The sequence below is a fragment of the Bacillus sp. CGMCC 1.60114 genome (assembly GCF_042676365.1).
GTDB lineage: Bacteria > Bacillota > Bacilli > Bacillales > Bacillaceae_G > Bacillus_A > Bacillus_A rhizoplanae_A.
In genome coordinates, this window is record NZ_JBHTHG010000119.1 from 76,511 (window position 1) to 89,974 (window position 13,464).

Below are 13,464 nucleotides of genomic sequence, written 5' to 3' on the forward strand. Positions count from 1 at the left end.
GAAAGGTAGATGGAGCAGCTTATTTTAGATTTTATTCATTACTTAAAGCAATTCTCTTATTTTGGCGTTATTTTTGCTTTAACGTTTGAATTTGTTCCTGCTGAGATTGTATTACCGCTCGTTGGATATTGGGTATATGAAGGTGATATGACTTTTTGGATTGCGGTTTTAGCGGGAACAATTGGAGGAACAACAGGACCATTAACATTGTATGCCCTAGGATATTACGGAGGCCGTCCGCTATTACTCAAATATGGAAAGTATTTTTTCATTAAAGAAGAACAAATACAAAAAGCGGATGATTTCTTTGCAAAATATGGCCACGTGGTAGCATTTACAGGACGATTTGTTCCAGGTGTACGCACACTTATTTCGATTCCATGCGGAATGGCGAAAATGAATATTGTGCAGTTTACAATCTACACATTTGTGGCGATGGTACCGGTAACCACCCTTTATATTTATGCTGGAATGAAGCTTGGGCCGCATTGGCAGAAGGCTGGCGCTATGGTGGATCAGTATATGTTGCCTATATTAGGTGTTGTTTTTGTTTTTATGATTGGAATGGTTATTTCCAAAATGGTTAAGAAGAAAAGTAGAACAGAATATTGATATGGGGACTCTAGACATGACCGTTCTTTAAAAAAGAAGAGGTATGTTAAAATAGAATAGATATTGTTTATAAGGAGCGGATTAGATGTCGAAAAAAACGATAAAAAGAATTCTTGAATATATATGGATTATTGTTGTGCTCCTAGTCGGATATAAATATTTGCAAGAGAAAAGCCTGTGGGTTCTTTTTTTAATCACTTTTATATTAGCGGGACTAGGAGCGTTGTTTATTAACTTTTTCTTTGAAAGTATTGAAACTTGGAAAAAGAGGAAGGAAGAACAAAAATAAAGTGCACCTTCTAACCGGTGATTGATTACGTAAATTGAACAGTTATTGGAACATAAAAGAAAGCTCGCTAGAAGTAGCGAGCTTTCTTTTTTACGCTTCTTTTTTTTCATCATCCGTTTTGGCAATAAGTAGATTACTGTTTCGTTTCGAATAGAAAAAGTATACGCATAAACCGATTGTTAACCATATACCAAAGCCAATCCATGTTTCTTTTGAAAGGTTAAACATTAAGTATAGACAACAGCAAATTGCAACGATTGGTAAAATAGGAACGAATGGAACACGGAATGCTCTCGGTAAGTTTGGATGTGTTTTTCGTAAAATAAGTACCGCAATGCAAACGAACGTGAATGCTGTTAATGTGCCGATGCTTACAAGATTTGCAAGTATATGTAGATCTAATAAACCAGCAAGTGCAGCAGCAGCGATCCCCATAATCCATGTGTTTACTAAAGGGATTTTGAATTTTTCATTTACGCGAGATAACGCTTTTGGCAATAATCCATCGCGGCTCATCGCATATGAGACACGTACTTGTCCATACATAACGACGAGAATAACAGTTGTCATTCCGGTCATTGCTCCTACTGCCAGCAAACTAGCGGTCGTGTCTTCACCGACAAACCTTAAGGCATAAGCAACTGGATCTGGCACGTCTAATTGTGTATAAGGCACCATACCTGTTAATACAACGGAAACAATTATATATAGTGCGGTACAAATAAGAAGAGAACCGATAATTCCAATTGGTAAGTCGCGCTGCGGTTTCTTTGTTTCTTCGGCAGCAGTTGCGATAGCGTCAAAGCCTAAGAAGGCAAAGAATACAGTTGCAGCTCCTGCAATAATCCCGTCATAACCAAATGGCAGAAATGGTGTCCAGTTTGCTGGTTTTACATATTTTGCGCCAGCAACAATAAAAGCGATGATAACAGCCAATTTGATTAATACCATGATGTTATTTATGCGGGCACTTTCACGTATCCCTCTACTTAATAATGCTGTAATAAAAAGTATAATGAGGACAGCTGGTAAATCAATGATGCCTCCTTTTCCTATCCCAGGGGCAGAGGCGATTATAGCCGGGAGTTTTATTCCAAATCCGAGCAGTAGAGATTGTAAGTAACCAGACCAGCCGACGGAAACGGCAGCAACTGCGAGCAAATATTCAAGCATTAAACACCAGCCGATGATGAAAGCAACAATTTCCCCAACCGTCATATAAGCATATGTATAAACACTTCCTGAAATTGGGATAGAAGATGAAAACTCAGCATAGCAAAAAGCGACGCATGCACATGTAAAGGCAGCGAGTAGAAAGGATAGCATAATACCAGGACCAGCGTGCTTTGCAGCAACAATACCGGTTAAAACGAAAATACCTGTTCCAATAACAGCTCCAATTCCTAAAAAGGTTAAATCAAGGGCACTTAATGTTCGATTGAGTTGCCGTGGTGCTTCGGTCGTAAGGGGTTTCTTTCGTAAAAGTGTTTTCAAATTTGAATCTCCTCCCTATAAGGTTAATCATCAGTGGGGTCTTACTGCCCGTTAGTACGGGATAAATAGATACAACCGCTAAGTTTGAACGTAGCCCCTTAAAGCACTAAGTAGAGAGTAGAAATAGTATTATGTATAAATAAAATGGAGAATGGTGCAGTTGTACGTTATTTTTAGGATAAATATGTAATTTCATTAGTAAATTTATCATAATTCAGAATATTTCGTCAATAAAAAGTGTAACAAATAAAACGACACGTTTAAGCAAACACTATTGTAAGAAATTAATGCATTTTTATATAGGAGAAGATAGCTATGCTATTTTATTTTGAACTTGTCGTTATTTTACTTTGCACCAAACTTGCTGGTGATATTAGTGTTCGGCTTGGACAACCAGCTGTATTAGGAAAATTAATTATTGGAATTGTTATTGGCCCAGCTATGTTTGGCATTATTAATAGTTCTGAGCTTATTGATGAATTAAGTGCAATTGGTGTATTGCTTCTTATGTTTATGGCAGGGCTTGAAACAGATTTAGAGGAATTAAACCGCAATCTTACATCATCCTTTGCTGTAGCAATCGGTGGAATTATCTTTCCGTTTATTGGAGGATATGTTGCGGGCCTTTTATTTGGAATGGTACAGGCACAGGCGATTTTTTTAGGACTACTTCTTTGCGCTACGTCTGTTAGTATTTCCGTTCAAACATTGCGAGATCTTGGAAAAATGAATACGAGAGAAAGCACAACGATTTTAGGAGCTGCTGTATTTGATGATGTGATCGTTGTTATATTGTTAGCATTTGTGATGAGTTTTCTCGGTTCACAAGATGTGAGTGTAACGCTCGTAATCGCGAAGAAAATCATCTTTTTTGTTACGATTTTTCTAATTAGCTGGAAAGGTGTCCCTTTTATTATGAGGATATTGTCACCGCTTCGTGTTTCAGAGTCGTTAATTAGTGCAGCGCTCATTATTTGTTTTTCATTTGCTTATTACAGTGAAATCATGGGGATTGCCGGAATTATTGGGGCATTCGCTGCCGGAATCGCAATTTCACAAACTTCATATAAGCATGAAGTAGAACATAAAATTGAACCAATTGCGTATGCGATTTTCGTTCCCATCTTTTTCGTTAGTATCGGAATGGAAATTACCTTTCAAGGATTAGGAAACCAAATATGGTTCATTGTCATAATGACCATTATTGCTATAGTAACAAAATTAGTCGGTTCAGGACTCGGAGCAAGATTAACGGGATTTGATTTACGATCCTCGATTAGTATTGGAGCGGGAATGGTATCAAGGGGAGAAGTGGCACTCATTATTGCTTCAAATGGATTGACTGCAAACCTGTTAGCGAAAGAGAATTTTACGTCGATTGTGATTGTTGTTATTTTGACGACGATTATTACGCCGCCTTTGTTGAAGAAGTATTTTGTGTGAGAGTGTATAGGGGTAATGACAGCACCCTTGTCATTACCCGTAATAAGAATCACCGACTTCTTATGTGGATTTGAATTAAAGTTCGGTCATTTATAAAAAAGCCTGATCGTTTATAAGAAGGTTTGATAATTTAAAAAAAGATTGATCAAAAATCCTGTATTTTAATACAGGATTTTTCTTGTTCAGCAGTCAGGCGATTTTTTTGAATAGAAAAAGGGTTTATTAAAAATAAATTGAATCTTTAAGCTGTTCAAATAATGAAGATGGTTAGTACAATAATGCATAATTAATGAACTAAGTAAAAATAGTACTTTAAGTACAAGATTAGCTTTATCCCGCATTAACGGGCAGTAAGACCCCCACCTCAAGATTCAGAGAGAAGTAAGGAAGATAGGTGGGGGATAACTGCCCGTAAAAGCCCGATTGGTTCAACTAACCGTCAGTGGGGGATGAAGAAAACCCCCACTGACGGAAGTTTCACTTTATTTTTCCAATCTTCTTGTGTAATTAAACTCGTTCTTTGGCAGCAATAAAATCTAATTATAAAGGAGACTAAAGTTATGGAAATTTCTAACGGAGTAGAGATGCTGCACCTTGAATTTCATGGGAATATTATTCATCCAATCCTTTTATGGGATCAGGAAATGGCTGTTTTAATAGACACTGGATTCCCTGGACAAATTGAAGATTTACACGTAGCAATGGATAAGGTAGGCGTGTCGTTTGATAAACTAAAAGTCGTGATTTTGACGCATCAGGATATAGATCATATAGGCAGTCTTCCTGAAATATTGCAGAATTGTGGAAGTAATATTAAAGTTTATGCTCACGAACTAGATAAGCCTTATATCCAGGGGGATTTGCCTCTTTTGAAAGATGGACACATAGAGAATCCACCGAAGGGAAAAGTGGATGATACCTTGATTGACGGTCAAGAACTGCCGTATTGTGGAGGGATTCTTATTATCCATACTCCAGGGCATACTCCTGGCCATATCAGTTTATATTTGAAGCAAAGTAAAACGCTTGTTGCTGGGGATTCGATGTATAGTGTAAACGGAACGCTGGAGGGGATTCATGTTCCAACCACTTTGGATATAAAGGTTGCTCGACAGTCTTTGAAGAAATATTTAGACCTAGATATTGAATCCGTGGTTTGTTACCACGGAGGATTAAGTAAGGTAAATATTAATGAGCAGATCCAAAAATTATAGAGGATATTAATAATAAATTATCATTTATTGAGGCGTTGTTATTAAACAGTGTGAAGGTTGAAGAGTAGTTGTTCCTTTTAGGTAGCTCTATTTTTATAAAGAAAATTCCTAATTACATTAAATAAGAGCATGCTTTGAACAATCTTTTTTCAATAACATGCTCTTTATATTTTCTCTTTTATTAAGGTTATTACCATCAAATTAATCAAACTTTCTTTTAAAGCTACACCTTAACATACCGGAAATCGGTGATTTTTAAAAACTATTTTCTTGTCCGCGTCACATACGGATAAATTGGATTTCTTAATTCGAATTCATACGTTTCTCCATCGACAATTCCAAGTACCTTCTCGCTATCGTAAAGATCTAACATAAATCCGGCCATTTCTTTTGCAGTATGAAATTTTGGAACGGCTCCTTTATAAGTAAACTCATCCGCATCCAAAGAACGTTTAGCAAATTCAGTTTCAGTTGCAGCAGGAGCCAATACTTTTGCTTGCATGGCTGCTCCTTTTTCTTTCAATTCTTGTGCTAGACCTTCTGTAAAGGCACTTACATAGAACTTTGTCGCACAATAGGTCACAGCATCGGCAACAATCACGTATCCTCCTCCAGAAGAAATATTGATGAGTTGCGTTCCTTCAATATTTGCATAGTCACGTACATAAAGAGAGGATAGAACAGTTAAGGCTTCAATATTCAAGTGAAGCATCTTCTCAATTTTATTTAAATTCTGTTCCCCAACGGAAGCAAAGTTTCCAAACCCAGCATTGTTGATCCAAGTCTCAATCTGATAATCCTGAAGACTTTCGTAGAATTCATAAACATTTGCAGTAACAGATAGATCAACAGTTCGAATGACAACATCCAGATCTGCGTTAATATCAGCCACTTTTGATTTTAATTTTTCTAATTCCTCTGTTCTGCGTGCTGCTAGGATTAAGTTTTTTCCACGAGCCGCAAAAGCAAGAGCCGTTTCATACCCGATTCCTGAACTTGCACCTGTAATAACTGTATATTTCATATAAATTCCTCCTGAATTTTATTCATTTAATTTTATTGTGAAAGAACTATGAGCTGATTATACTGATTAGAGTGAACTCTAAGTCAAGAGGAAATTAATGTGGGGGGTTTTTATGCACACTATTGGTGAAGTGGCTAAAATGTTAGGGATAAGCACGCATACATTGCGGTATTACGAAAAGGAAAAAATTATAATTCCCGTTCGTGATGCCAGTGGAGACAGACGATATAACGACTCGCATATGAAATGGCTGCAATTTGTTATCAAGTTAAAAGAAACACAAATGCCCATCGCGAAACTAAAGAAGTATGCTTCATTAGTTTTAGAAGGAGACCATACCACAACAGAGCGATTGAACCTTTTAGAAGAACACAAACACTCTATTAAGGAACAAATCAGAACGTTAAAAGCTGCGGATGAGATGCTTGAGTATAAAATTTCCGCTTACAAAGATTTCATCAGTAAACAAGATTAGATGCAGGTTCTATAAGAGAAAATAAATTAAGTGTATTGCGCTCTATATAATTAGAAATCCCGTTGCTTCATTCTTTAAAGAGAAGCGGCGGGATTTCTTTGATATATTCAATATTTTAGCTACTACGTGCAACGTTAGTACTTGTATGCTGCGGAGTTGTATATTTTTGTTTAGGAACTGTTTTAGATTTAAAGTGTGAGAATAAATAACACCCTGCAATAACAATCACACTTCCTGCAACTTGCATCCACGTCATTTGTTCACCTAATAATAGAAACGCTAAAATAGCAGTGAAAATAGGATTGAAATTTAAAAAAATACCTGAAGTAGTCGCACCTAATTTTTGAACACCGATATTCCAAAAAACCATACATAACACAGTTGAGATAACGCCTGTATACATAATGGATCCTAAGAATGAAGCGTCCATATTTGAAATAGTAAAATGAGAGATGTTAAAGGGAGCTAGTATGATGATACCAAAGATACCAGAATATAAGGTGGACATCATTGGTGTCGTCTTTTTCGTTGCCCATCTGCTGCAAACTGAATAGATTCCCCATACGCATACCGCGGCCATCATCCACAAATCACCTATATTAAAATGTAAGGAAAGTAGTGTATCTATTTTCCCTTTTGAAAGAACAAGAGTAACGCCAAAAAGTGAGACAATCATAGATGTAATTTGAAATACATTAATTTTTTCTTTTAAAAATAGAGCTGAACAAACAGCGATAGAAATCGTATTTAATGTAGAAATAAGACCAACATTTGTTGCTGATGTATGTTCTAACGCCCAAAACTGAAAAATGTTAAAGAAAACAACGCCAGTAACCCCCATAAGAAATAAAGGGAGAATTGCATCTTTCGGTGGAAAAAGTTTCTTTTCTTTTAACCATACAATTGGGAACAGACAAATGACTGCAATAATCCACCGAAGAGTAGTAAGTGTCATAGGGGAAGCGTGCCCGACAAGAGACTTTCCTACTACGAAATTTCCGCCCCACAATAAGCTTGTGATGAGTAATAAAATAACATAAGGCATATGAATGAGCTCCTTTTACAAGAAATAATCTTGATCAACAAGGCTTGCGCATTGCCCGTTTGATGAAAGATAACCACTGTGCACGGTGGTATGATGTATATACTTTAAACTATGTAAATTGTAGCATTTTTCTTGTTTGTCATATATGTTATTTTGTATAATTAATAAAATTCGAAATAATGTAAAGTTGTTGTGTTATTTTGCAGAATTTTATTCATTTTAAGTACAGTTGTTATATGTTTTGGTGAAGAATCGTTTGTTGTAAAAAAGGAGATTGGAAATGGAACATGTATTTCGTAAGGGGTTAGATGATTTAGATATACAAATTTTAGATGTGCTGCAACAAGAAGGACAGCTGAGTAACGCTGAAGTTGCACGCCGCGTTAATCTTTCACCGCCAGCTACACATGCACGGGTGAAACGATTAGAAAGCGAAGGATTCATTAATCGGCAAGTAGCGATTTTAAATCAAGAGAAACTTGGATTTGGTTTATTATGCTTTATTTTTGTGAGTACAAATATTCATCAAGCGGAGAAGCTAGAAGTGTTAGAGAAGGCTATGCACGAAATGCCAGAAGTATTGGAATGTCATTGCTTAACGGGGGAGTATGATTATATTTTAAAAGTTGTACACCGAGATCGAAGCGAGCTGGAACGTTTTATTCGTAAATTAAATATGCTCGGTATTACGAGAATTCAAACGAGTTTAGCACTGCGAGAAATTAAGTATTCTACTGTATTGCCTCTGCAGAGCGAAAAAGATGGCGGAGCTGTTTAGCTCCGCCTATTGTGTATGGGGACGAATCCACAGTTTTGCAAAGTCTGTCCATCCGAAAGAATCAATGGTGACATTTTGCAAAGAGGAAGGGAAACTTCTTCTTTTTAAGACATGATAGTAAAAGACAAGAAGGTATTGATCACTAAGAATTTTTTCTATTTCATATATTAAGTTGTACCGTTCTTTTTTACTTGGTTCTGCTACAAATTGATCTAGCAGTTTATCAATTTGTTTTTGAAGATGTGGATGTCTAAATCGATGAACAAAACAGCTTTTATTTTTGAATATATGTAAAAAGGCCATCTCAAGATCTGCATCGAGAACTTCTCCTGTTAAAATGATATCAGCTTGTTTTGTAATATCTTCGTTAAAGTAATCGGTGATTGGAAATGGGTGCAGCTGTAAACGTATGCCAAGTGGTTCGCAACGTTTTTGTAACCATATAGCATCATGTTCACCATCTTTAAATGCAAAGAAGTAAATGTGTATCATCTCTCCGTTATACGTACTTTGTTGTAAATATTCTTTTGCCTTAGATAAAGATGTTTCTTTATACATTGTTCGGCTCTTATCAGGAAAGAAGCTATAAGCTGGCATCGTACGTTTCCCGCCGAGGTCTTGAATTAATGATGTAGGGTCCATTATTTCTGCCCATGCTTTTCGGAAGTAAATATCATGCTGCGGACCGTCTTTTTGAAAATTAAACGCTGCGTATATACAGCCGATTTCTTCTGTTTCCACCGCTTTTTCTTCTTCACATCTCGTATTCGGTAATACATAATTTGTTTGTATGTTGGACTGTTCTGGAACGAGCCAAAATTCAATTCGATCCAGCAGTGCCCGTTCTTTAAAATAATCGGGAAATGCTTCTAAAATAATATTATCTTCAGTGAAACTTTTGATTTTGAAAGGCCCTGTACCGATATAATTGTGATTTTGTACAATTACATCGTGCGGTAAAATAGCCAATTGTACGGAACTTACGTAATGCAGAAAAAAGCGATTCGGTTTTTGTAAATGAAAGGTAACCTGTAGTGGAGAGGGGGTTTCTATTTTTTCGATTTCCTCTGTCAACCAATCAAAAGGAGAGTGAATGTTTTGCACCCTTTCAAAGGAGAAGATAACATCTTTTCCCGATAACGTTTTGCCGTGGTGGAAACGAACCCCTTTTCGTAAATAAAATGTCCACGTCAATTGATCTTCGCTAATTTCCCACGTATGTGCTAAATGCGACTCGAATGAATCTGTTTCCTCGTTATATCTTACCAATGTGTCAACGATTTGACTAATAAGGTGACATTCGGTTGTCACGGTCGCAAATGCCGGATCAATCGGCAGTAATTTTCGTTTATATGGAATTTTTAACACATCATACAGATCGTTTGAAGTTGTATATCCAAAATAAGTATTTAATTGGTTCTCTACTTTTTCTCGAAGTAAGAAAGGAAGCGGTTCTTTTAGTAAAAGAAATACTTCTTTTAACTTCTCATTTTTTAAAAGTTCTTCAACATGCGGTAAAATCGCTTCTACAAATGTATGAAGAAAGTGAATTTCCGTTTTATTTCCACGGCCTCTTCCTGGTATCCATTCAATCAGTTTTTCTTCACTCATTTTTTTAAGTAAAATCTTCACATTTTTTGTACTGCAAAATAGAATGGCAGCCAATTCTTGGAGACTATTTTGAATATGTTGTTCATTTGGAAAGGAAAGTCTTAGCCGAATATAGTGGTCCATAATTTTCATGTTATACATCTCCTTTTTCTAAAAGGGGAAACTCTTCAGAATATTTTAACCTTTTTCTTCCACTTTTTCAAAGTAAAATGAAGAAACAGAAGGAGGGGGAAACAGATGGGATTTTGGTCTATGCATCGCAACATTAAAATTAGAATTATTACATCCTTTTTAACTCGGACAGTAGGAACGATGATTTTTCCGTTTATGGCGATTTATTTTTCCATAAAATTAGGGGCTGCATTAGCGGGGTTCTTATTGTTATTAAATGTAATTGCATCACTTATCGTTGGTTTATATGGAGGCTATATTGCCGATACATTAGGGCGGAAAAAGGTCATGATTATTGGCCAAGTGATTCAAGTGATTTCTATTGCTTGTATGGGAGTGGTAAACTCAGATTATATAGATTCACCTTGGCTCACATTTGTATTTTTACTTATAAATAGCATCGGTTCTGGCGTGATGAACCCAGCAACAGAAGCAATGTTAATTGATGTAAGTACACCGGAAAACCGAAAAATGATGTACAGCATTAATTACTGGGCAATCAATTTATCTATCGCCATTGGTGCAATTTTCGGTGGACTTCTTTTTGAACACTATCGATTCCAATTATTTATGCTGCTGACAGGTATTGCATTACTAACACTGTATTTAATTACAGTTTATATGGAAGAAGTATATGTAGTTCAAAAGAAAGCAGAAAAGAAAAACGTATTAAAAGATATGGTAAATAATTATCGAGTTGTCGTAAAAGACCGAGCATTTATCGTATTGTGTTTGGCAAGCATATGCGCATTATCATTAGAGTTTCAAATTAACAATTATATTGGAGTCCGTTTGCAGAAAGAATTTGAAACAATGACATTTTCACTATGGAACGGAAATCACTTTGATTTAACAGGTATTCGAATGCTAAGCTGGATCTCTACTGAGAATACAGTATTAGTTGTTTTATTTTCGGCTCTTGTTGTGAAAATCATGAATCACTTTCAGGACCGGAAAGTACTTTATACAGGTTTATTTATATATACGATTGGATTTACGCTATTCGGAGCAAGTAATAGTTTATGGATTCTATTACTAGCAGGTTTGTTCCAAACAATTGGAGAGATGATGTATGTTCCAGTAAGTCAGTCTATTCGGGCAGATATGGCAAGGGACGATGCGAGAAGTTCCTATATGGCGATTAACGGCATGGTCTTTCAAATTGCGAAGATGGTTGGAACGCTCGGCATTATGATCGGTTCCGTTATTCCTTCTTGGGGAATGAGCATCTTGTACTGTTTAATAGGGATAAGCAGTATTCTCTTATTTAAAAAAGCAGTTGATATGTATCATCGTCAAGGGGCGAAAGTAGAGAAGATAGGGTAATGAGAAGGCTGCTTGTTTTGAGGACAAGCAGCTTTCTTAAAAGGTGTTAAATAGTTAGGATAGGAGGTAATTGTAATGAAGATTAGCTCAAAAGAATTTTATATTCGTAATATACGTTATACGATTAGGTCTGCAATGGAAGAAGATGCAAAAAATTTATCTGAAATACGATTACAAATAGATGGCGAAACAGAAAATTTAGATAGAGAAAAAGGCGAAGCATACATAGATGAAGCTGGGTTTAAAAAGATCATTAAAGAGGATACAGACAGTATTAGTAATCTATTTTTAGTAGTCGAAGTGAATGGAAGAATTGTAGGTTTTTCAAGGTGTGAAGGAAACAAATTGAAAAGAACATCTCATAAAGTAGAATTCGGCGTGTGCGTATTACAAGAGTATTGGGGATATGGCATTGGAAAGAACCTTTTAAAAGAATCCGTCAATTGGGCAGATTCACATGGAATTAAGAAAATCACTTTGAATGTTCTTGAAACGAACAAGAAAGCGAAAAGTCTTTATGAAAGATACGGTTTTGAAGTAGAGGGTATCTTGAAAAATGACAAAATGCTATCGGATGGAAATTACTATAATACTATTTTGATGGGGAGGTTTAATGGATAAACTATATCGTGATAAGTGTAGCACACAAAAATAGAAGCGCTAATTCTAAAATGATATATACAGATGTTAAAGGTAGATAAAAAGGAGTGGAAGAATGTTTCCTATACTAGAAACAGAAAGATTAATTTTGAGAGAGTTAATAGAAGATGATGCACAAGGGATATTGAATTGCTTTTCGAATGAAGATGTATTACGTTACTATGGGCAAAATCCATTAACAGATCTAGAACAGGTGAAAAATATAATTAGGAATTTTTCAAATAACTACAAAGAAAAACGAGGAATAAAATGGGGAATTGAAGGAAAAGAAACAGAAGGGATTATTGGAACGATTGGATTTCATGATTGGTCTTCTGAACATAAGCGAGCTGAAATCGCTTATGCACTTTTACCTGAGCACTGGGGGAAAGGGTATGCCACTGAAGCAGTTTTAAAGGTTATATCACATGGATTTACTGAGCTTGAATTAACTCGTATTGGAGCAGTTGTTTTTACAGAAAATAAAACATCTAATGTATTACTAACAAAATTAGGCTTCCAAAAAGAAGGCGTTCTTAGAAATTATATGTATCAAAATAATGTTCCATATGATACGAATGTTTACTCCTTACTTCCAACTACTGCTTTTTAAGCAAAGATATCGGCGCCCCGGCAGAAAATAAAGACCCTTCGGCAATGTTCGAAATAAAAAGAATCCATTTTGACTAAAATGGATTCTTTTTATTTCGTTTCTACGATAAGTCCAATATAGAATTTTTGGTTATGCAAAGAATTCATATACACCAATTACAATAAGTAAAAGGCCAGATAAAACATTTGAGTATTTGCCAATGAATGTTTGTGACAGCTTATATCCAGACTGCGAACCAATCATAATGGAAACGAATGAAAAAAATCCAACAGATACTGCAGTCCAAATGGGAGAAAGTCCGCTCATTCCACCGCCAAAACCCATCGTAATGCAATTAAGAGATAAAATAATTCCTAAGTAAAAAGATTCTTTCCAAGAAATTGTATGATTATCATCTTTGTCTACTTGTTCTGGATTTTGAAGCACAGGCGAGGGGCGTGATAAGTATTCAGATAAGATAGTCCATGCACCTAGACCAATAAGGAGAATGCAGCCGCTTATATTTGCGGCATCTTTAGAGATATATTGCGAAATAAATGAACCAGCTATAACGGAAAGGTATACCGCGCACATAGAGATAATAGCAATAAAGAGATTAGCCATTACTGTAATGCGCATTTTTTTCATTCCAAGAGATAAACCAATTCCTAAATTATCTAAATTTGCTCCAATTCCGATAAGTAAAATAGATAACCAATGCATAGGAAAACCTCCAAAAAATAAAGTAAAA

14 protein-coding genes are annotated in these 13,464 nt (G+C 35.9%); 9 read left to right on the plus strand and 5 right to left on the minus strand.

From position 1 onward, the window contains the following. Positions 1–9: 9 nt before the first annotated feature. Positions 10–612: a DedA family protein gene (locus ACFQZ1_RS25910; RefSeq protein ID WP_377885061.1), complete on the plus strand. Its 603-nt coding sequence runs from the start codon at positions 10–12 to the stop codon at positions 610–612. An 85-nt stretch (positions 613–697) separates the two neighbouring features. After that, entirely contained in the window at positions 698–901 is a 204-nt protein-coding gene (locus tag ACFQZ1_RS25915; RefSeq protein ID WP_377885062.1) for a hypothetical protein, read from the plus strand. Positions 902–991: 90 nt separating this feature from the next. Here ACFQZ1_RS25915 and bcaP read toward each other — a convergent pair whose 3' ends face one another. Beyond that, a complete protein-coding gene (gene bcaP / locus ACFQZ1_RS25920; RefSeq protein ID WP_377885063.1) occupies positions 992–2,395 on the minus strand; it encodes a branched-chain amino acid transporter BcaP in 1,404 nt (467 codons plus the stop codon). A 315-nt stretch (positions 2,396–2,710) separates the two neighbouring features. On the opposite strand from bcaP, the gene ACFQZ1_RS25925 reads away from it, so the two are divergent. Then, positions 2,711–3,838, plus strand: coding sequence for a cation:proton antiporter (locus ACFQZ1_RS25925; RefSeq protein ID WP_377885065.1), 1,128 nt, complete (start codon positions 2,711–2,713; stop codon positions 3,836–3,838). 560 nt (positions 3,839–4,398) lie between these two features. Beyond that, complete coding sequence (locus tag ACFQZ1_RS25930; RefSeq protein WP_377885066.1) at positions 4,399–5,052, plus strand: MBL fold metallo-hydrolase; 654 nt, start codon at positions 4,399–4,401, stop codon at positions 5,050–5,052. A gap of 262 nt (positions 5,053–5,314) precedes the next feature. Here the strand turns inward: ACFQZ1_RS25930 and ACFQZ1_RS25935 are convergent, their stop codons facing one another. Next, positions 5,315–6,076, minus strand: coding sequence for an SDR family NAD(P)-dependent oxidoreductase (locus ACFQZ1_RS25935; protein WP_377885067.1), 762 nt, complete (start codon positions 6,074–6,076; stop codon positions 5,315–5,317). 112 nt (positions 6,077–6,188) lie between these two features. Here ACFQZ1_RS25935 and ACFQZ1_RS25940 point away from each other — a divergent pair, with 112 nt between their 5' ends. Continuing rightward, positions 6,189–6,551, plus strand: a complete 363-nt coding sequence (locus tag ACFQZ1_RS25940) for a MerR family transcriptional regulator (RefSeq protein ID WP_377885069.1) — start codon at positions 6,189–6,191, stop codon at positions 6,549–6,551. A gap of 115 nt (positions 6,552–6,666) precedes the next feature. Here ACFQZ1_RS25940 and ACFQZ1_RS25945 read toward each other — a convergent pair whose 3' ends face one another. Next, on the minus strand, positions 6,667–7,596 hold the full coding sequence (locus ACFQZ1_RS25945; RefSeq protein ID WP_377885070.1) for a DMT family transporter: 930 nt from the start codon (positions 7,594–7,596) through the stop codon (positions 6,667–6,669). 280 nt (positions 7,597–7,876) lie between these two features. On the opposite strand from ACFQZ1_RS25945, the gene ACFQZ1_RS25950 reads away from it, so the two are divergent. Beyond that, a complete protein-coding gene (locus ACFQZ1_RS25950; protein ID WP_377885071.1) occupies positions 7,877–8,374 on the plus strand; it encodes an Lrp/AsnC family transcriptional regulator in 498 nt (165 codons plus the stop codon). 6 nt (positions 8,375–8,380) lie between these two features. Here ACFQZ1_RS25950 and ACFQZ1_RS25955 read toward each other — a convergent pair whose 3' ends face one another. Beyond that, entirely contained in the window at positions 8,381–10,117 is a 1,737-nt protein-coding gene (locus tag ACFQZ1_RS25955; protein ID WP_377885072.1) for an SgrR family transcriptional regulator, read from the minus strand. Between the two features lie 105 nt (positions 10,118–10,222). Between ACFQZ1_RS25955 and ACFQZ1_RS25960 the strand changes: the two genes are divergently transcribed. From ACFQZ1_RS25960 to ACFQZ1_RS25970, 3 genes are all read left to right on the plus strand, one after another. After that, positions 10,223–11,482: an MDR family MFS transporter gene (locus ACFQZ1_RS25960; RefSeq protein ID WP_377885073.1), complete on the plus strand. Its 1,260-nt coding sequence runs from the start codon at positions 10,223–10,225 to the stop codon at positions 11,480–11,482. Between the two features lie 75 nt (positions 11,483–11,557). Then, a complete protein-coding gene (locus ACFQZ1_RS25965) occupies positions 11,558–12,103 on the plus strand; it encodes a GNAT family N-acetyltransferase (RefSeq protein ID WP_377885074.1) in 546 nt (181 codons plus the stop codon). Positions 12,104–12,197: 94 nt separating this feature from the next. Beyond that, the gene (locus tag ACFQZ1_RS25970) at positions 12,198–12,734 is read left to right on the plus strand and encodes a GNAT family N-acetyltransferase (protein ID WP_377885075.1); all 537 of its coding nucleotides are present in this window, start codon (positions 12,198–12,200) and stop codon (positions 12,732–12,734) included. 129 nt (positions 12,735–12,863) lie between these two features. Here ACFQZ1_RS25970 and ACFQZ1_RS25975 read toward each other — a convergent pair whose 3' ends face one another. Further along, positions 12,864–13,436 carry a manganese efflux pump gene (locus ACFQZ1_RS25975; protein ID WP_377885076.1) on the minus strand — a complete coding sequence of 191 codons (573 nt, stop codon included), beginning with the start codon at positions 13,434–13,436 and terminating at the stop codon, positions 12,864–12,866. Positions 13,437–13,464 lie beyond the last annotated feature (28 nt).